Raw genomic sequence first — 18,645 nt, 5'->3', positions numbered from 1 at the left:
ATATGATCGAAGGGCGGTATCTTGAAGAGCGGAGGGCCCTCCTCCGTCTCGCCGGCGTCGAGGGAAGAGAGGTGCTGGACATCGGGGCCGGCACGCTCACCCTCATCGCCGCCAGTGAGTACGACTGTTTTGTCACCAGCATCGATATCGACACCGGGCGGTTGAAGGAGACCGAGCGGCTTGCCGGGGAAGAGGGAGTCGCCGAGAAGATCAGTTTCGAGGAGGCCGACGCCGCCGCCCTGCCGTACGAGGACGAGAGTTTCGATATCGGGATCTGTTTCGGCGCCCTCCATCATATGGAGCCTGCTATCAGGGGTGCCGTCCTCTCCGAACTGGCGCGGGTCTCGTACGAGAAGTTCGTCGTTGCCGAGTTCAACGAGACGGGTTTTGCCGAACTCCACGGCGACGACGACCTCGAACCCGTCGACCTCGCGTGGCTTGAGGAAGAACTCGCCGCCCTCGGCCGTCCGGTCGTCCATCCCCTCGAGAAGGTGACCGTCTTCGTCGTGGAGAAGACGGCTGCCTGAACTTTTCGTTCTTTTTTTCGGCTCTGTAGACTTTTGCGATCAAAATATCGCACGGTTCATCTGAATCGCGCCGATTTCCGGTGTGGCCGCCCAGGCATAGATCACCGTACCGGGAGGCCCCTGACTCGAACGACCTCCTCCCCCCCCACACAGGCCCTGAACGGCCCGATAGATTCCACGACCTCGCGACGTTCGGCGAACCGGCTTCATCCTGCCCGGACTGCAAAATACGCTCGGCCCCTGATAAGGCGGCCAGCGAAGATAGGGGGGCGGCATGATGCTCGACTCCGATTCGCTCCTTGAAAGGAAGGATGAGGGTCAAGAATCAATCCAGTTCTGAGATGATATTTTCATCACGTACGCTTGAGGCGGGCGCTCGCCTCATGAAAAATTCTACAGAGCCATTTTATCAGAAATACGTGGCCTCATACAATATTTGTTGAGATCAATAATTTTGATCTTGAAAATAAATACCCATGACAAATATGAAACAGTTATATATTATTCCGGGTCATTGAATTTCGATGCTCCGTGAACCCCTCTTCATCGGGATAGAATCCTCTCGGGCCGACAGATTCCCGCAGATCCTCTGTCTGACCGATAAGGGGGGTACGATTCTGTCCATGAACCGGAGGGGGCAGGATGTCTTCTGCTGTCCGGATGAGTCCGTCACCGGGTGGCACATCTCCGATCTCTTCGCCCCCTCCGAAAGGGAACGGTTCGTGGCAGAGTGCGCCAGGACAGTGGACGGCGCGGGATCGCCGCCCTCGCCGTACACCGTACTCGACCGGAACAGACGTCCGGCCCGGGTGCTGCCGGTCTTCACCCCCGCCGGAGAGGGCTTCTGGGTCAACCTCGTCGAGATCGACGCCGACGCCGGCCGGCACACCCCCGACATGCGCCAGACCCTTCTCACCTTCATGGACACCTTCCCCCAGACCTTCTTCGAGTTCGACGAGCACGGCACTATCACCTACGTGAATCACCATGGCCTCCTGGAGTTCGGATTTACCGCGGAGGATCTCGAAGGGGGCCTGAACGCCTACGACCTGATCGCCCTCCCTGACCGGACGCGAGCCTACCAGAATGTGGCTTATCGGATGGACGGGAGGATCCCGGCATGTCACGAGTACACCTTCCTCAGAAAAGACGGGAGCACCGTCCCGGTGATCGTCCACTCCGTCGCCGTGACCAAGAACGGGGAGGCGACCGGGACATGGGGCCTGGTGATCGATATCAGCGAGATCAGGGCTGCCCAGGAGGAACTGGAGCAGATGAACCAGACCCTCAAGTTGGTCAGCACGCTCACCCGCCACGAACTGATGAACATCCTCACCGCCCTCGCGGGGTGGGTCGACCTTGCGGCCGGCGTCACGACCGAACCCGACGTCGATCGATACCTCAAAAAAGCCACGGAAGCGGCTGGAATGCTCAGGAAACATCTTGATTTTTCCCGGGAGATCCAGCAGGTCGGGACGGCGGCACCGACATGGCAGGATCTCGATGCCGCCGTCGGCTCGGCACGCTCGTATCTCGAGAACGGTGTGCAGAACCTTACGATCCGAACCGAGACCGCGGGCGTCCGGGTTCTCGCCGACACGCTCTTTGACCGCGTCTTCTATATCCTCCTCGAAAACTCGCTGCGGCACGGGAAGGGTGTGACCGAGGTGAGGGTCAGGGTGGAGGGATCCCTGATAGTGTACGAGGACAACGGATGCGGGGTACCAGTCAGGGAGAAAAAAAGGATCTTCGAGCTGGGGTATGGAAAAAACACCGGTTTCGGCCTCTACCTCGCGCGCCGGATCCTGGCCGTCACCGGGATCAAGATCAAGGAGGAGGGAGAGCCCGGCACCGGGGCGAGGTTCGTCCTCTCCATCCCGCAGGACCAGATCAGGTTCTTCTAATTCTTGGCTCTGGAGAATTCCTCGGACTCTCCACCCATCGTCATCGGAAGAAACGTGGGGGGGTGCAACTCTTGGTGTCGGGACTGCCGCACACCGATGAAGAAGGGATCTAACCTGCTCGCCGATCAAACTGCTCGCCAATCCGCCGGCGAGCGGCCCCTGTACCCCCTTTATTGAGAAGATTGTGCGAGACCGCACAACGCCAAAAATGGGGCAAAATTGACCTATTCAACCCATCGCTATCCGCGTTCCAGAACAGATCTCTCCTGAACCCAACAGAGCCCTAATCCTCTTCTTTCCAGACCTTCAGCCCTTCGTTGTCGACCGTCGTGGCGAGAGTGACGGTGAGGCCGAGTCCTTCGGCGATCGCCTCCACTTCTTCCCTGGGCTTCCTGGTGACGACGGCGATGGAGGGGCCGACCGAACTCATCCCCACGAACTCGAGCCCGGCCTCCCGCAGCCTGCTCATATAGGCGTAGATGGCAAAGCTGTGGTGCTCGATCTCGGCCCGCTTGGAGCCGCGGAACTCGATCTCCCACATCACCTCGCCGGCCTTCTCGAGGTCGCCCCGTTCGAGGGCCGGGATCAGGTCCATCAGGACCATGTAGGCCTTGAGCGGACGGTCGCGGTAGTCGAGGTCGCGGGCCCGGTTCATCAGGAGGTCGAACTCGCTCTTGCCGGCAGAGGAGATCCCGCTCTCTGGGATGATCACGTAGACGTTCTTCTCCGCGCCAAAGGGGTGGTGGTAGACGAGGGCGAGGTCGTCGCCCATCACCACAAACCCGCCGTACGTGCTCACCGCAGGCCCGACCCCGGTCTCGAACCCAAAGGCCACCCGGTCGTCGGCCGTCTCTTCGACAAAGTTCCTGCCCACCAGAACCCTGATCTCCTCTGGGGTGAGGGGCGATCCCACAGCGGCATTCATCGCATGACAGACCGCGGTGAGGACCGTCCCGGTCGAGCCGAGACCGACGTGTTTGTGCTGGTGGTCCTGTGCCCGGATCGAGAAGCCGCCCTCGTAGCCGACCGTCTCCTTGAAGGCCTCGACGACCTGCGTGACGATGGGGGCGCGCTCGTACTCGATCTCGGTCTCCTTCTCGGTGCACCGCGCCGTGGCGGTGCAGTAGACCTGAACGGCATATCCGAACCCGCCGCCGCCCGGACGGTCGGGGGCAAACCGGTTCATGTCAAGGACAGTCGAGTGGATCCTGGCCGGCGCACGGGCGGTGAAGGCACCTTCCTGCGGTACCGCCCGGACCTCGCGGTTGAGGGCGAGGGGGCGGAGGTGGTCGCCCGCGGTGAAGGGCTCGAACTCGTACTCGACGAGGTCGAGGTCGCCGCCTCTGATCTTCATCATCGGCATGGTATGTTCCCTATGTGCGGTCAAAGAAGATATTTTTTCCAGCGGCCCTGAGCGGGACGGCATAGACGACGGTGCACTCTTCCAGGAGGCCGAGGGTCCGGGCGCCGACCCCACCGGAGTACAGCACCCGGTTGTCGACGTTGTGGATCGAGGCGGTCTTCACTGCGGACCCGACAGCGATACCGAGGTCGGTCATCCTGACCGCACAGTTCGGCCCGGCAAACGGGGTGCCGCCCCGCTGCGGTGCACGGAGGGCCGCGGTCATCTCCGCGCAGGTCGGGTACCCGCAGGCCCCGCAGTTGATCGCGGCGGTCTCCGCCCCGCGGCACCCGATGAGAAGGCATGCGTCGGCGGCCTCAATGTTTTTTGCGTCCCGCAGGAAGAACCCGAGGTCGTGCTCTTTCCCGAAGGTCCGCATCGCTTCGGCAAGTTTCGTCAGGTCGGTGCCGCCGAGCACCGCCGTCTCGATGGTGTCGACGCCCTTCCCCTTGGGTGCGGTCCTGGCCGAGAGCGCCATCAGCGAGGCGACGAGTCTGACGGCTTCTGATTCTGGAGTCATACCGGGTAGGTTCGGTCAGCACCTGATATAATCTTGGCCCTGAGCAGATCCCTGAAGTATTCACGACTTGAACCATCCCCTGGATCAAAGCACATTTTTCGACTCTGCAGAATTGCTTTTCTGGTGTGAGTGTCGGGGGGGCACCATGCTCGACTTCGGTTCGCTCCCCGGTCGCAAGAAGGAGGATCACGGATCGATCAAACTGTGATATGAGATTTTCGGCTCTGTAGAAATGCTCTGGATGGCTATCTCTGCGGGGGGCTGACCGCCCCCCGGGCCCCCCGCATCAGGATAGGACGGGGGACGGCAATCCGATCTCCATAGTCACTGATTGTGCCTTCCCGGCCCTATCTTCATCCCGGGGGTCCGGGGGCAGCGCCCCCGGCCGATGGTGTGGGAAGGCACTTCGATCAGAACGGCCGCCCCCATCGTCGAGATTTCCCTGCCACCTCACGCCGGGGGGTTTCACCCCCTGGACCCCCCACGGACCGAAGAATCGGTGGGGGCGGCGATGAAACACGATCCCAACCGATTCTCTTCTCTTGAAAAGAGAGAGCACGTGACGAAAAATTTTCATCCCGTATGCTTGAACCCAGGGTTCATGGGCAATTCTACAAGGCTGCAATATGAAATATTCAACTGCGTATGCTTGAGCCAGAGGTTCATGCCCGATTCTACAGAACCGGTAACATTCACTTTCACCCCGCACCCGATCCCCCTTTTTCTCTCAGGGCCGAATGAACAATGATGTCTCGTGCCGCACAGGTCGCGGCCCTCACGAGGGCGGCGCGCTTTGATCTCTGTGTCCCTGAGAGTGAGGAGGGAAAGCGTGCACGCCGCATGCCGGGGCTCTCCATCGCCTCGGGCCGGTGCAGGCGGATGATGAAGGTGCTGCTTCACGGACGGTGTGCGTACGATTGTGCCTACTGCGGGGTGCGGACGTGCCGGCAGGACTGTTCTCTCTCGCCGGCGGAACTCGCCGATATTTTCCTGAAGATGTGGCGCGAGGGGCGGGCCGACGGGCTCTTCCTCTCGTCGGGTATCCCGCGCGACGTCGACGAGGCGATGGAGGGGATCGTCGAGACCGGCGAGATCCTCCGGCGGCGGGGTTATGACGGATATATGCATCTCAAGGTGCTTCCCGGCGCGGCGCGATCCGACATCACCGATCTCGCCAGGGTGGCCGACCGGATCTCCATCAATATCGAGGCGCCCTCGGCGTCCAGGCTCTCCGAACTCGCAGGGGTGAAGGACTACCGGCAGGACATCGAGAAGAGGCAGACCTGGGTTGCCGACGCCATGCCGGGTAGGCACACCACGCAACTCGTCGTCGGGGCGGCCGGCGAGAGCGACGCCGAGGTGCTAACCTGCATCGCCGGGCAATACCGGCGTCTGGCCCCGGCCAGGATCTATTATTCGGGCTTCAGCCCCCTTGCGGGAACGCCGCTTGCCTCCCACGACCCAACCCCGCTCTGGCGGCAGAACCGGCTCTACCAGGCGGACGCTCTCCTCCGGCTCTATCACTTTTCCATGGAGGAGGTGGCCGGGGTGCTGGACGAGGAGGGGTTCTTGCGAAATGCCGACCCCAAGCGCCTCCTTGCCAGGGAGAGGCCGCGGGTGGACGTCAACCGCGCCCCCCTCGCCGACTTCCTCAGGGTGCCCGGCATCGGCCCGAAGAATGCCCGCCGGGTGCTTGCCGCACGGGAGAAGGCCCCTCTCAGGTCTGAGCGCGACCTCAGGGCCTGCGGCGTGCGGGGGAGAGGGGTGGGGCGGTACGTCGCCTTCGGGGACGGCGATGTGCAGAGCGGGATCTTTGATTTTTGATTGGGATCGTTCTCATGCCTTCCCCATACTCGCACCGGCGGTTGCGATTGGGACGGAAAGGCAGAGAGATGATCGTGAAGAGAAGCGATGGTGAAAAAAGATGATCGCGAAGAGTGTGGAGACGGCCCGGTCTCCCACCGTCCCGCACCCCTCACTTATACTCGCGCTTCGAGTACGAATACTTCTCAGTGTTCCCGCCCCGCACCACGATATAGATCCACTCCCAGAGGGACTTGAGCGTCCCGAACTGCTCGTAGCGGCGCATGTCGAAGGCGACGCGAAGCGAGGTGTCGAGGAAGACTGTCCCGACCTCTCTGGTGCGGCGGGCGATCTCCAGGTCGTCGCCGGCGTCGATGCACCGGTACATCCCGACCTCGATGAAGGCCTCGCGGCGGAAGGCGGTGTTGCACCCGAGGGTATAGTACATCGAGTGCGTCCACGAACCGAGGCGGGAGAAGAAGTTAGCCAGGGCAAGGGAGATGGAGTGTTTGAGGTTCTTCTCCTTGGGATACACCAGACCGTAGACCTGGACGACGTCGGGGTGGCGTGCGAAGTCCGCCTCGATCCGCTCCAGCCAGTCGGTGGGGATGACGCAGTCGGCGTCGGTCGTGGCGACGATCTCCCCCTTCGCCGCCTTCGCCCCGTCGTTGCGTGCACCGCCGACCTTCTTGCTCGTCTGGATAAAGACCTGGTCGGCATATTCGGCGGCGATCTCGCGGGTCCGGTCCTTCGACCCGCCGTCGACGACGATGAGTTCATAGCGCTCCCTGGGGAGGGTCTGGTTGCAGAGCGACACAAGACAGGCGGCGATATTCGCCTCTTCGTTATAGGTCGGGATCACAACTGAGATCATGACGAGGTCAACTCCTGGTAGAGTCTGATATGGAGGTCGGAGACCCTCCTGATGTCGTAGCGTTCGGTGAAGGGTCTGGAGAGGTCGGCGTGCTGCCTGAGGAGAGCAGTGTCCTCGAGGAGCGCCCCGGCCCTGGCGAGGTCGTCGAAGTAGAGGGCGGCGTCCCCGAAGTTCCCGGTGAACTCGGGGATCTTGCGGGCGACGACCGGCAGGCCGCTTGCGAGCGCTTCAAGGATGACCATCGGGAGGCCCTCGGCGAAACTTGGCATGAAGAAGACATCGGCGCTGCAGTAGGCCGCGGTGATGTCCTCGACGAACCCGGTGAAGAGGACGTTCTCGCCACACCGGCTTTTCTCCGCCTCGATCTGGCTGTGGTCTTTTGAGAACCTGCCGTACGGGAACCCGCCGACCCAGACGAACCTGGTGTCAGGGTGGTCCCGTGAGAGGGCGAGGAAGTCGTAGATGCCTTTCCGGGGTGTCTGCTGGGCGACGGTGAGCACCACCTGCTCGTCCTCGCCGATCCCGTACGTCTCGCGGAAGGCCGCCCGCTTCCCGGCGTCCGGTCTGAAGCGTTCCCTGTTCACGCCGTTCGGGATGAGGGTGGTCGGGACGTCGGGGGCGAACTCGCGCACCTCCTCGTCGCAGAGCGGCGAGATGGTGATGATGTGGTCGAAGCCCTGGTATATGCCGGGGTAAAAGTTGTTGACGGTATCTGAGAAGGCGAGGTTGCCGGCGTTGAGTCTGGGCGTTGAGTGGGCGGTGAGCACGGTCACCGCTCCGCTCAACCGTTTGTTTGCCAGGGCGAGGGGGCCGAAGGTGTGGTAGTGGACCAGGTCGAAGTCCCGCCCGTGGGCGTTCCATGAGACCTCGGGGCCACCGTTGCCGTCGGCAAGCGCCCGGTACAGCGTCTTTGCCAGGGTCGCGCAGCCGATATATTTGAAAAAGAGCATGTCCTCGACGAAAAAGTTGACTTTCATGAAAACTCCTTCGCAAACTCGATGACGTGACGGATGCATCCGTCCATATTGAGGTACTCGAACTCGGAGAACCGGCCGACGAGCCCGATCCCGAGGCCCTCGCAGTAATCCCTGACGATCTTGATATTCTCCAGGTAGGCGAGGTCGTAGATGACGTAGGCGTATTTCTGGCGTTCGACCGAGGTGGTGAGCACCTGGTCGCGCGAGGCGATGACCCCCATCTCCATGAGGCCGTCGACGGTGGAGGCGACGAGGTCGTCATCGGAGAGGGCCGCGGTGGGGTCGCCGTCGCGGTAGGTCACTTCGGCGAGGACCGAACTGCATCCTTCGGGGGCGTTGGTGTCGCTGTAGCCTGAGGGGAAGGAGATCCGGTTGAAGGGGCCGAGTTCTTCCTGCGGGACATAGACCCAGGAGTACGGCGGGACCTCGCCCTTGAGCCCGAGGCAGACGCAGGCGACCGAGTTGTACTTGAGGGCCCGGCAGGCTTCGGTCACGTCGGCCGGGACGCCGTCCAGCGCGGGGAGGAGGGCCTGGAGGGGGATGGTGGAGACACACCGGTCGGCGACGACCTCTTCGGTGCCGTCGGATATCACCCAGCGGTCGCCCTCGCGCCTGACCGACCTGACCACAAACCCGGTCCTGATGGCGTCTTCCACCGGGGCGGCGACGGCCTTCACCATCGCTTCGATCCCGCCCTCCTGCGGGTACGAGAAGATCGACTGATGGGTGTAGCCCTCGGTCTCGATCCCGACCGCCGACCTGACCACGTCCTCCACCGGGGGCCTGGGCACGCGGCCGTCCATCCAGTGGGCCGACATCTCCTCCGGCGGGAACTTCCAGATCTTTCGGTTGTACGGGAGCATGTAGCACGCCGCGATCCCCTCGCCGAAGGTGGTGCGGATCCACTCGCCGAAGTTCTCGGGGGGTTTCACCTCACCCTTCTCCGCGGCGATGAGCGCCTTGATGAACTCGTTGATGCAGAAGAAGAGGTCGTCCTTCGGGAGGTCGGCAAGCCCGTTCTCGAAGGGGTACTTCACATACCGCCCCTTGTAGAAGATCTTCGTCTTTCTCTGCCGTTCGGTCCGGTTCTCCCCGAGCGCCTCCTTCATGAGGGAGAGGACCTCCGTATCTCTTGAAAATATAATGTGCGACCCGCCGGTGTCGAAGGTGAAGCCGTCGATGACCTTCGACCGGCAGAGCCCGCCGTACCCGGACTCTGCCTCGAGGACCACCACGTCCTCGCCCTGCTGGCGCAACAGTCGCGCCAGCGTTACGCCGGTCAGTCCGCCGCCCAATATCGCCGTTTTCACGGTGTAATAGGTTTGCGGAGGATTCATTTATGGTTGTTGATATTCGGTGGACGGCCGGGTGCGGGGGTGTGGGGCGGGAAAATTACTCAGCAGTGACCGAGGCGATCGTTTGCGCCTTCAGGCCGCTGCGTCGTCCCGACAATTAGATGAAGTGATCACTATATTTATCCTCGCAAAAAAGGGATGCTCTGTCATGAAAACCCCGGGAAAACGTACCTCGACCCTGCTTATCGCCATCGTCCTCCCTCTCGCCTTCATGGCATACTGGCTGGTGCGGATGTTCAATATCTCCATCGGCCCTGAAGCGATCGCCGGGGCGGTGTTCATCGCCGGGGTGTTTGTCGCCGTGGGCCTCGGCGCCGTCGCGCTGAAAAAAGGAGCGAAGGTGCATTGGGTGGCGGTCTCGTTCGTCGTCGGCGCCGTTCTCTGCGTCCTGATCTTTCTCGGCATCAGTCTCAGTCTCGCCTGGCATGAGAGCGTCCCTCCCCTCGTCTCCTACCATGTCTCGGTCGTCGGCCTGGATGGTCGGACCGGCGACGGGTCCACCACGATCCTCGTCCCTCTCCCGATGAAGGACGGCGAGGTCGTCATCCCGTCGTCAGAACTTGCGGACCGGACCTTCGACAACTGGACGACGACCATGGTCGGGACAAAGGACGGGACGATGCTGGCATTTCAGCACCGCCAGAAAAACCTGACCGATATTGATGCCCGTTTTTATCTGTATGAGAAAGATATCAGCGGGACCGAGCGTCTCCCTGAGGAATATCTCTCCCCGGTCCTGGAAAAAATCACCGACGAGGAGTATACCACGGTGATCTATGTGGACGAGGGGGTCAGGCCACCAGGAGACCTGACCGTGAACCTTGAACTGAGTGCAGGGGGCGGGCTCTTTCATGGGATGTTTGAGGACATGTACCAAACAGAGGTCCAGGAAAGTGTGCCGGCCGGGACTGCCGGGCGGATCGTCGTGACGGCGGAAGTTGAAGAGTACAGGCCGTCGGGACCGTGAGAGTGTTGGTGGTGAAGAGCGAGAGGGACATTCTTTTTGATCTTCGTGAGGGACAATTTTCCCTCATCATGGTCTCCCCTCCGCCTTCCTGTCTCTGTTGTCATCCCAAAGGGCCAGCACGATGTTCGACTTCTAGTCGCTCCTCGGCCGCAAGGAGGGGGATCAAGGATCGATCAAACTGCGATATGAGTTTTCATCACGTATGCTTGAACCACTGGTTCATGAACAATTCCACAGAGTCTGAAGATCTGATCTTCCTATCAAGAAAATGCTCTCCATTTTCTGTGCGCGAAAAAATATTTCATATTTTATCATCATGAAATTTTTGATTGCCTGTGTTCTCAAGATTTCATCCAGTGCACCGCTTGGACCCATGGGATCGGATTTGGCTATGAAAATATCCCAAAACTCTCTGAGGCTTGAACTGAAACCCTCCTTTCCAGGAATTTTGAATGTGAATCTTCCGCCGGGGGGCTGCCGCCCCCCGGTCCCCCCGCAGAAGATAGGAGGAGGACGCTCATCGCCTTTTCAGGATCATCAAGGATGCCTTCCCGTCCCTATCGCCATCCCGGGGGTCCGGGGGCAGCGCCCCTGGGAGGGGCGTGGGGGAAGGCGACGAATGCGTGGGTACGCGATGAAAAAGCAGGGATCTCTTCACTATCATCCATCGCTATCATCGGTGAGGATGAGGGCTGGAGAGTTTTGGGATGACCTCTATGTTAAAAAGGCAGAGAGGAGATTGTGAACAGAACTCTTATCATCCTCCGTGATCTTTTTGCAGGGTGGCTTTTTGTTCTTGAAATACATGATGAGGATGTATAAAAGTAGAGAGATACCTTGACCAATACCTACTCAAAAATGTAATCCAATCAAAGATAGAGAGGTAGTATCCCTCTGGTTTACGGTCCCGGCGGCCTGTACTCTCCAACCTCCGCTGTCACGACAATCCGCCCTGTCGTTCCAGCTGGCACAGTTTCCTGAATCTCTGTTCGGTACATCTGCTCAAACATCCCATGATAGAGTCCACCCCCTGCACTCAGTCTGAGGTTCACGGTCAAATTTCCTGGTGGCCTGATCCCCTCGTCCACGTAGATCACGGTGGTATACTCCTCGTCGGTGATATTTTCCAGGACTGGAGAGAGATATTCTTCCGGGATACGCTTAGTACTATTTATATCGTCATTTGCGATATAAAAATCGCCCTGAATATCAGTCAAATTATTATGCCGGTTCTGGAATGCCAGCATCCTCCCGTCCTTTGTCTTTACCATGGTCGTCGTCCAGTTATCGAAGGTCTGGTCCACAAGCCTTGAAGATGGGATGACCATTTCCCCGTCCTGCATTGGGATAGGGACGAGAATCGTTGTGATGAGCCCTCCGGTTCGACCTTCCAGGCCGTTAATCGAGACATGGTATGAGACGAGGCCAGGACGGGTTTCAGACCAACCAGCCCATAGATTTATACCAAGAAAGATCAGGGCACAGAGAATGGCACCAATAATGAATGAAATCGCCACCCATCGGGGTGCCTCTCCTTTCTTGAGTGCAACAATGCCAAGGCCTATGCTGGCGATCACGCCCCCTGAGAGTATAATCTCTGCACCTGGTGAGACAGCGCTCATTCGAAGAAACCAGTAAGTAAGATAGGCAAGGGGGAGTATGATAGCAATGAGCAGGGTTGATAACTTTTTTCCTGAAATTTTCATGACAATCACCCAAAAATGTTGGATTTATTTTTAAAAAACATAATTAATGACCAGAATCAAGAATAATTCACAGCATAGTCGACAAGACCCATATTATAACGCAACGCCTCCTCCAAGACATCTTCTGTATATTCGACTACAGTGGGATCATTCTTCCAATCGGGATCGTTATTGATTTTATCGTCAATGTAACTAAAATAACGACTTGAGAAATCTGCGAGGTTGCCTGCACTTTCTGCGGGACTAGAAATTTCATAGTAATAAAGTGGAGCGTTTGTAATCACTTGTTTGAAGTTATGGCCACTTACCATCTCGTCCAAAACGTAACCCTTTTCGTAGGTTTCATGATTTCCCTGAGCCCAGAGTTGCTGGGTGTGCCAAGGATTGGCAACATCTGACATATAATGCATTGCCCATGATAGATATTCATAACCTTGAGGATCATTGGGATCTTCCATAAAGACTGCTGCTGCGCGATTTGCATACTCTTGCGTTTTTTTCCCTGCCCCACCCCATGAATAGTGTTCTACCATTTGCGGTATGCCCCAGGTGTCTGGATCAGCAGAATTTTCATTGAGAATTCTACATTTCTGTGAGGATAGTCCCATATTTTGTCCAGCAGTTTCTGCAAGCACATTATGGGTACCATCTGCATTATATTCTGTATATCCAGACCAGAAGGGCCGAATGTTAGAATCAATCCTATAATGACTGAGAACAATAAGTGAGGCCTGATTAATTATTTCGTTCCGTTCACTTTCAGATAAATTTGGATCCAATGACCATACTTTCTCTAAGTTGTTTATCAGGTCGTCTTTCTCATCCTCTGAAAGGGAGCTTGATTCAATCGCTGTTATGACGTAATTTTTCTCTTCAAATGAAGGAATAAAATGATCATCAACAGGCTCCACATGCTCCGGTTCGATGGGGCCGTATCGCTCTCCATCGATGGATGCACTCACTGCCGACACCAGAAATGTGCCGGCGATCATCAACGCTATGATAGCGCCGAGTCTGCATTTTGTTTGCATGGTTTTTCCTCTGTTTTTTGCATCTCCAGAGGCACAGAACCGACAAGGATATATCAAGTGAATAATCCATAGTTACATTGCCTCCGGGCAGCGTGGGGGTCTGGAGCAGTTCTGTACAAACACTCAGACCCCTGCGGGACACCCAATCGGGAATCCACGACATAGAATATAATATTGGTTGAATATATGCCTTATGAGCTATCTCTCTAACTCTCAGAGGGCAGATAGACGATTAAACCACAAACATTAAGGTTAGAGATCTTTATCCCAAATATTTCGATGTCATACTGGCAGAAAAGACTGTTCCATTCTCATCATCGCTGCGCGCTCAAACCGCTCTGACAAAAAAATATGGATTGCCGATCGATAAAGATCAGTCTCCTCCTCGTATCGATCTTCAAAATTTTTTCAGAATCTCCCATCCCCACCAGTATCCCCCCTTGCGGAGAAGAGAGATAGACCCAGGAAAGATCTCTCCCCTCACTTCAGGTACCGCGAATAACTCTCTATCGTATAGACCGCCGCGAGGGGGTTGTGGCCGAGCAGGCGGTCCTTGGCGGCGAGGACGGTGCAGGGCGCCTCTGAATATTTCATGAAGAGGGAGTCGTGCCCGACGCAGAGACCGAGCATGATGTTGAACTCGGTCTCCGCGGCATTGAGGAGCATGGCCTGGAAGATCGGGTTGCAGATCTGCTCGTCGGTGCCCGGCGCCACTTTTTCGTGGTCGGAGACGCCGAGAGTCTCTTTCGGGACGCGGCCCGCCTTGCAGACCACCGAGACCACCTCAAAATCCCGGCCCCTGAAGAAGCGCTCCACCGCCGCCGCCTCCTTTGCAAGGCCGGTGCAGAAGGCGAGGCCGAGGCGGCGGTACCCCATCTTCCCGGCAAACTCGGCCGTCTCCTCAAGCCGGCACTTTATCGGTCGGAGCCGGCCGTACCCCCCCTCCTTCTCCCCATAGCCCTCGCCCTCCTGGACGGCCGCCGCCCTCGCGAACGCCGCCACGGCAGGGCGGCGGTATTCCTCCATCGCAGCGGCCAGGAGATCGGTCTGCCCTGCCGTCGGGCATCCGGGGATCGACCTCCCGTCTTTTGTCCTGCAGAGTTGGTCGTCTTTTTTGATCCCGCATCTGGCGCATGCGGGGTAGCCTCCTTCCATGGATCACTCCTGGGAGGCGGGAGAAAAAAAGGCTGTGGAGAAATATTCCGGGACGCTCTTGTTGCAAGAGAGGGACCGGTTTTCCGATCTTAAACAACCTCTTCACGATCGACCCTCTCTGCCTTCCCTGCCCGATCTTCATCCCGGGGGTCCGGGGGCTGCGACCGAAGGGAGCTTGAGAAGATCTTCGATCTTCGACAGCGTCCCCCGCGCGAGCATGCGGGAAGGCGTGATGGAATGATCAGGCGTGCCGCCCTCATCGCAGAATCTTTCCTGGAATCTCGCGCCTGGGGTTGCACCCCCGGACTCGAAGACCTCCGGCCTTCTCGAACTCGCTAACGCTCGTTCCCCCCACGGACAGAAGATGGCCGGGGGGTGGCGATGAAACGAGATTCTCCGGGCGTCCTGTCGTAAGAAGAATCCACACTTTGAAGCGCCGCTTAGAACAATTGTTCAATTGCGTATGCTTGAGCCTCTGGTTCATGACCGATTACTATGAAAATGATCTCAAAGATCGGCACTCTAGATCCGCTTGAGGATTTGAACGCATCAAGGGCCATCATACCTGATCTACAGAGACCAAAAACACTCTCAGAACGATCAGGCTCTCTGCCTTCCCGGCCCTATCTTCGTCCTGGGGGTCCGGTGGAAACGAGCGTCAGCGAGTTCGAGAAAGCCGAAGGCTTTCGAGAGAGCCCCCGGCACGAGGATGTGGGAAGGCGGGATGATCAGGCATGCCGCCCTCAATTGCAGCATCTTCTCCGCCGTCTCGCGCCGGGGGTTTCACCCCCGGACCCCCACGGACAAAGATAGGCGGGGGCGGCAGGATGCTCGATTTCTGTTCATTCCTCGGTCGCAAGGGAAGGAGCAAGGATCCTTCCACACATCGGAGATCTGCTCAGAGCAATTTTCATTCGGTATGCCTGAGGCACGCTCTCGACGCATGCCCTATTCAACAGAACAAAAAAAGAAAAATTGCGGCAGTCCGTTCACCGGAGGTGGATGAACTTGCCGGTCAGCGTGGCGTCGAGCACCTCGGAGTCGGTCTTCGTGGTCGCCATGCTGACGACGACCATCGTGACCGCCGAGAGGAGGAAGGCATACATGCTGAAGTGGAAGGGCATCTTGTCGACCACATAGTACCAGTAGCCAAGCGCCCCGCCTGAGATCAGGCCGACCAGCATCGAGGCGATGGCACCCTCTCTGGTCGCACCCCGCCAGTACAGTCCGGCGAGGAGGGGCACCGCAAAGGTGGAGAGCATAATCCCGATCCCCGACCACATCAGCCACGCGAGCATCGCCGGCGGGTTGATCGCGAGGAGGAGCGTCCCGCCGGCGGCGACGACGACCGCCACCCTGGAGACCAGGAGCACCTCTTTGTCGCTGGCCTCAGGCCTGAAGATGTTCTTCCAGACATCCCAGGCAAACATCGAACCCACGGTGAGCATCAACCGGTCGGTCGTCGACATCACGGCCGCGAGCACGATCACTGCGAAGAACGACCAGACCCAGAGGTTGGGCATGGCGTACTCCAGGCCGGAGACGAAGATGAAGTCCTGGGCGTTGGGCACATCGGGAAGGACGATGCTTCCCTCCTCGACGAGCACCCGGCCGGCAAACCCGGCGAACTTCACCAGGAGCATCACGGCCGCGTAGACGGCGAAGGCGATCAGCGGCGACCACTTGAAGTAACGCTCTTCCTTTGCGGCCAGCACGTTGTTGACGACGTGCGGGGCACAGGCAAGCCCCACGGTGAGCATCAGTCCGAACGAGAAGAGGAACTCGGGCGTGAAGGCCATCCCTTCGGTGAGGTATGGCTGGACCAGCGTCGGGTTGATCCCGGCCATCACCTCGTTGATGTGGGTCATCCCGCCGGCCTTCATGATGAGAATCGGTGCGATCGCGAACACTCCCACGATGAGGAGGCCGCCCTGGATCACCGTCGTCCACGAGACGGCGTACAGCCCGCCGACCACGGTGTAGGCGGTGATGATGACGCCCGAGATGATCAGCGCCTGCCAGTGGGGGATCTCAAAGAGCCAGACGAGCACGATGGAGATCGCAGTGTACTGCCCGATCAGGTAGATGAGGGAGACGATGATCCCGGCCACCGCCGAGAGCCCCCGCATGACCTTCGGGCTCTCGAAGCGGTCGGCGAAGTAGTCCTCGACCGTCAGGTAGTTGTTCTTCTTCCCGATGCGGTGGAGCTTGACGCCGAAGACGATGATACAGAAGGAGGCGGCCAGCGGGACGAAGAGTTGTTCCCAGATGGAGGGCCACCCGGTGGTGAAGCCGAGTCCGCTCACTCCGAGCAGGGTCATACCCGAGCAGATGGAGGAGACCATCAGGATGGTGAAGACCCAGAAGCCAAGCGACCTTCCGGCGACGATGTAGTCCTCGGTGTTGTGGATCTTGCCCGAGGCCCAGGCGCCGATCACGATGAGGACCAGAAAGTAGAGGCCGATGATCGCGGCCGTGACCGGTTCGATCATACCCTGTCCTCTTTGAAGACGAACGCCCAGAGGGTGAGCATGACGGTGACCGCAATGAAGGCGGTGCTGACGATGGCAAGTGTCTCGAATGGAAGGCCGATCATAGTGCTATGTCAGCGTGTGTCATGCCAACATATAACATGATCGGTCGGAGCGGTCGTCGGCCCCCGAGCGTGAGGAGAGGAAAGCTCTGGGGGGAGGGGGGAGAGCGGGTACGAATAAAGGGGTGAATACAAGATTTGGCCCTCTGTAGGATCTATCCAGATTGATATCTTTGCGGAGGCTCGCCTTTGAAGATCTCAGGTCTTCCCATGCTCCTTTCAGTCGCACCAGACGTCAGGATAGTGCCGGTGAGTTACTCATCTCTTCAGGATCTTCAAGGTGGTCTCTACCCAGACCAATTACAAAATGATTCCCGTGAATCTTGACTTTCGAGATCCATTGGGCCGCGCCCCTGGCGAGAGCGAGAGGGAAGGCGGTTGATTCGTGCTGTTATTGAGAATGGACAAGATTTTCTGCAGAGCCTCTTGTTCCATTTTCAGGAACCTATTCCATCCCTATATCCTGATATGATGTTCCATCAGAACGATGATGATGCCGCCGACACACCAGAACCGCAAAGCACATATTTTGTGTCACCAGGGGTTGAATCATGGGAATCTTTAGATGTATGATCGTGGCACAGAAGGAGTTTGTCGACCACCTCACCAGCAAACGTTTCTTTGTCATCATGGCACTCTTTCTGATCATCTTGATCATAGGGATGTACCAGGGCCTTGGGGAATACAACGAAAACCTCGCAGCATACCAGGAAAAGATGACGGCTGTTGAGAGTGGCACTTTAACCGGATGGACGCCAGATAAACCCTCCATACTCTCCGTATTCTCAGCGATTTCAGATCAGGTCGTTATCATCGGGGCGGTCCTCGCCATCGCGATTGGTTTTGACCTTGTCTCAAAGGAGAAGGAAACAAAGACGCTCAAGACTCTTCTTTCCCACCCTATTTATCGTGACGAAGTGATCAACGGGAAAGCCATCGGCGGGAGCGCGGCGATCCTCCTCGCGATCGGGGTGGTCCTCCTTGTCTCTCTTGCGATGCTCCTTATCGTCGGCATCCTCCCAACCATCGACGAGTTTTCTGCCATCCTCACCTTTGGGGTGGTCTCCGTCCTCTTCCTCCTCGTCTATTTCACCCTCGCCCTCACACTCTCCACCCTTGCGCCGGACAGCGGGAGCGCACTCATCGCCACCCTTGTCGTCTTCATCATCCTCTCCTCACTCCTGCCCATCGCAGGCGAGATCACCATCGACACATGGGCGGGGGAGCAACCGGAGGCGCCGTTCGTGCAGACATTCATAATGTCAGGGGATGGTGCCCTCATCTCAACAGGGGAAGAACGAGATCCCCAGGAAGAGAAAGAGGTGATGATGAAATATGAAGCTGAAGCCGAGGCATATTATGAGAAAAAAATGACCGTCACCGCCATCGTCGAGGCCGCCTCCCCGCAGACGAACTACAAAAAAATCATCGGTGCGATCGTCGATCCCTATCATGTCGCAGTGAAGGAGAACAGTCCATCAGGCCCGTTCACTGTTATGGTCACCGACCCTGACACCGCGCCGCCGCACTTCATGGACGTCCTTGCAGGTATCTGGGGGAACATCGTCCTGCTCCTGGCCCTCCCGGGCGTGCTCTTTCTCACTGCCTATCTCTGTTTTATGAGGATAGATGTGCGATGAGGACAGAATAACGCCTCATACAAAGACCAGTTCCAGTAAATAATACTGGATCCGAGGAAAAATAAATATCAGTTTTATTTTTTGAACCCTTTATCCCACCTCACGCTGAAATGATGTTTCATCAAAGAGGAACAGAGGGGTGTTTCATCTCTGAAATCGTTGACCACCACAGAAATGACCCCCAAGGAGGT

General features: G+C 58.1%; 14 protein-coding genes. 5 read left to right on the top strand and 9 right to left on the bottom strand.

Annotated features, from left to right (window positions below; all coding sequences use genetic code 11):
• The first annotated feature begins 2 nt into the window (after positions 1 to 2).
• Both E2N92_RS00265 and E2N92_RS00260 read left to right on the top strand, forming a co-directional pair.
• Entirely contained in the window at positions 3 to 527 is a 525-nt protein-coding gene (locus E2N92_RS00265; RefSeq protein ID WP_220681711.1) for a class I SAM-dependent methyltransferase, read from the top strand.
• Between the two features lie 524 nt (positions 528 to 1,051).
• Positions 1,052 to 2,431, top strand: coding sequence for a PAS domain-containing sensor histidine kinase (locus E2N92_RS00260; RefSeq protein WP_220681710.1), 1,380 nt, complete (start codon positions 1,052 to 1,054; stop codon positions 2,429 to 2,431).
• Between the two features lie 283 nt (positions 2,432 to 2,714).
• Here the strand turns inward: E2N92_RS00260 and E2N92_RS00255 are convergent, their stop codons facing one another.
• Both E2N92_RS00255 and E2N92_RS00250 read right to left on the bottom strand, forming a co-directional pair.
• Complete coding sequence (locus E2N92_RS00255) at positions 2,715 to 3,794, bottom strand: GHMP family kinase ATP-binding protein (RefSeq protein ID WP_220681709.1); 1,080 nt, start codon at positions 3,792 to 3,794, stop codon at positions 2,715 to 2,717.
• Positions 3,795 to 3,804: 10 nt separating this feature from the next.
• Complete coding sequence (locus tag E2N92_RS00250; RefSeq protein WP_220681708.1) at positions 3,805 to 4,353, bottom strand: ferredoxin domain-containing protein; 549 nt, start codon at positions 4,351 to 4,353, stop codon at positions 3,805 to 3,807.
• Positions 4,354 to 5,100: 747 nt separating this feature from the next.
• On the opposite strand from E2N92_RS00250, the gene E2N92_RS00245 reads away from it, so the two are divergent.
• Positions 5,101 to 6,177: a radical SAM protein gene (locus tag E2N92_RS00245; RefSeq protein ID WP_220681707.1), complete on the top strand. Its 1,077-nt coding sequence runs from the start codon at positions 5,101 to 5,103 to the stop codon at positions 6,175 to 6,177.
• 151 nt (positions 6,178 to 6,328) lie between these two features.
• Here E2N92_RS00245 and E2N92_RS00240 read toward each other — a convergent pair whose 3' ends face one another.
• The 3 genes from E2N92_RS00240 to E2N92_RS00230 are packed head-to-tail and all read right to left on the bottom strand — an operon-like array spanning position 6,329 to position 9,344.
• Positions 6,329 to 7,030 (bottom strand): glycosyltransferase, encoded by a 702-nt coding sequence (locus tag E2N92_RS00240; RefSeq protein WP_220681706.1) that lies wholly within the window; start codon positions 7,028 to 7,030, stop codon positions 6,329 to 6,331.
• Positions 7,027 to 8,007 carry a glycosyltransferase family 4 protein gene (locus tag E2N92_RS00235; RefSeq protein ID WP_220681705.1) on the bottom strand — a complete coding sequence of 327 codons (981 nt, stop codon included), beginning with the start codon at positions 8,005 to 8,007 and terminating at the stop codon, positions 7,027 to 7,029. The genes E2N92_RS00240 and E2N92_RS00235 overlap by 4 nt, the downstream gene beginning before the upstream one ends.
• Entirely contained in the window at positions 8,004 to 9,344 is a 1,341-nt protein-coding gene (locus E2N92_RS00230) for a protoporphyrinogen/coproporphyrinogen oxidase (RefSeq protein WP_220681704.1), read from the bottom strand. The genes E2N92_RS00235 and E2N92_RS00230 overlap by 4 nt, the downstream gene beginning before the upstream one ends.
• A gap of 166 nt (positions 9,345 to 9,510) precedes the next feature.
• Here E2N92_RS00230 and E2N92_RS00225 point away from each other — a divergent pair, with 166 nt between their 5' ends.
• The gene (locus E2N92_RS00225; protein WP_220681703.1) at positions 9,511 to 10,329 is read left to right on the top strand and encodes a hypothetical protein; all 819 of its coding nucleotides are present in this window, start codon (positions 9,511 to 9,513) and stop codon (positions 10,327 to 10,329) included.
• Positions 10,330 to 11,228: 899 nt separating this feature from the next.
• Here the strand turns inward: E2N92_RS00225 and E2N92_RS00220 are convergent.
• The 4 genes from E2N92_RS00220 to E2N92_RS00205 form a co-directional block, all read right to left on the bottom strand.
• On the bottom strand, positions 11,229 to 12,035 hold the full coding sequence (locus tag E2N92_RS00220; RefSeq protein ID WP_220681702.1) for a hypothetical protein: 807 nt from the start codon (positions 12,033 to 12,035) through the stop codon (positions 11,229 to 11,231).
• Between the two features lie 56 nt (positions 12,036 to 12,091).
• Positions 12,092 to 13,066, bottom strand: a complete 975-nt coding sequence (locus E2N92_RS00215) for a phospholipase C/P1 nuclease family protein (protein WP_220681701.1) — start codon at positions 13,064 to 13,066, stop codon at positions 12,092 to 12,094.
• A 480-nt stretch (positions 13,067 to 13,546) separates the two neighbouring features.
• Positions 13,547 to 14,221 carry a DUF1847 domain-containing protein gene (locus E2N92_RS00210; protein WP_220681700.1) on the bottom strand — a complete coding sequence of 225 codons (675 nt, stop codon included), beginning with the start codon at positions 14,219 to 14,221 and terminating at the stop codon, positions 13,547 to 13,549.
• Positions 14,222 to 15,210: 989 nt separating this feature from the next.
• Positions 15,211 to 16,713, bottom strand: a complete 1,503-nt coding sequence (locus tag E2N92_RS00205; protein ID WP_220681699.1) for a sodium:solute symporter family protein — start codon at positions 16,711 to 16,713, stop codon at positions 15,211 to 15,213.
• Positions 16,714 to 17,365: 652 nt separating this feature from the next.
• Between E2N92_RS00205 and E2N92_RS00200 the strand changes: the two genes are divergently transcribed.
• Positions 17,366 to 18,454 carry an ABC transporter permease gene (locus E2N92_RS00200; RefSeq protein WP_220681698.1) on the top strand — a complete coding sequence of 363 codons (1,089 nt, stop codon included), beginning with the start codon at positions 17,366 to 17,368 and terminating at the stop codon, positions 18,452 to 18,454.
• Positions 18,455 to 18,645 lie beyond the last annotated feature (191 nt).

This window comes from Methanofollis formosanus (genome assembly GCF_019633745.1).
GTDB lineage: Archaea > Halobacteriota > Methanomicrobia > Methanomicrobiales > Methanofollaceae > Methanofollis > Methanofollis formosanus.
Note: the sequence above shows the minus strand (reverse complement) of the source record. Positions and strands in the feature narration are given on the sequence as shown.

Bases quoted from the DNA above. Each gene is read 5' to 3' on its own strand.
- E2N92_RS00265 (WP_220681711.1), top strand. From the start codon at position 3: ATGATCGAAGGGCGGTATCTTGAAGAGCGGAGGGCCCTCCTCCGTCTC.
- E2N92_RS00260 (WP_220681710.1), top strand. From the start codon at position 1,052: ATGCTCCGTGAACCCCTCTTCATCGGGATAGAATCCTCTCGGGCCGAC.
- E2N92_RS00255 (WP_220681709.1), bottom strand. From the start codon at position 3,794: ATGCCGATGATGAAGATCAGAGGCGGCGACCTCGACCTCGTCGAGTAC.
- E2N92_RS00250 (WP_220681708.1), bottom strand. From the start codon at position 4,353: ATGACTCCAGAATCAGAAGCCGTCAGACTCGTCGCCTCGCTGATGGCG.
- E2N92_RS00245 (WP_220681707.1), top strand. From the start codon at position 5,101: ATGTCTCGTGCCGCACAGGTCGCGGCCCTCACGAGGGCGGCGCGCTTT.
- E2N92_RS00240 (WP_220681706.1), bottom strand. From the start codon at position 7,030: ATGATCTCAGTTGTGATCCCGACCTATAACGAAGAGGCGAATATCGCC.
- E2N92_RS00235 (WP_220681705.1), bottom strand. From the start codon at position 8,007: ATGAAAGTCAACTTTTTCGTCGAGGACATGCTCTTTTTCAAATATATC.
- E2N92_RS00230 (WP_220681704.1), bottom strand. From the start codon at position 9,344: ATGAATCCTCCGCAAACCTATTACACCGTGAAAACGGCGATATTGGGC.
- E2N92_RS00225 (WP_220681703.1), top strand. From the start codon at position 9,511: ATGAAAACCCCGGGAAAACGTACCTCGACCCTGCTTATCGCCATCGTC.
- E2N92_RS00220 (WP_220681702.1), bottom strand. From the start codon at position 12,035: ATGAAAATTTCAGGAAAAAAGTTATCAACCCTGCTCATTGCTATCATA.
- E2N92_RS00215 (WP_220681701.1), bottom strand. From the start codon at position 13,066: ATGCAAACAAAATGCAGACTCGGCGCTATCATAGCGTTGATGATCGCC.
- E2N92_RS00210 (WP_220681700.1), bottom strand. From the start codon at position 14,221: ATGGAAGGAGGCTACCCCGCATGCGCCAGATGCGGGATCAAAAAAGAC.
- E2N92_RS00205 (WP_220681699.1), bottom strand. From the start codon at position 16,713: ATGATCGAACCGGTCACGGCCGCGATCATCGGCCTCTACTTTCTGGTC.
- E2N92_RS00200 (WP_220681698.1), top strand. From the start codon at position 17,366: ATGGGAATCTTTAGATGTATGATCGTGGCACAGAAGGAGTTTGTCGAC.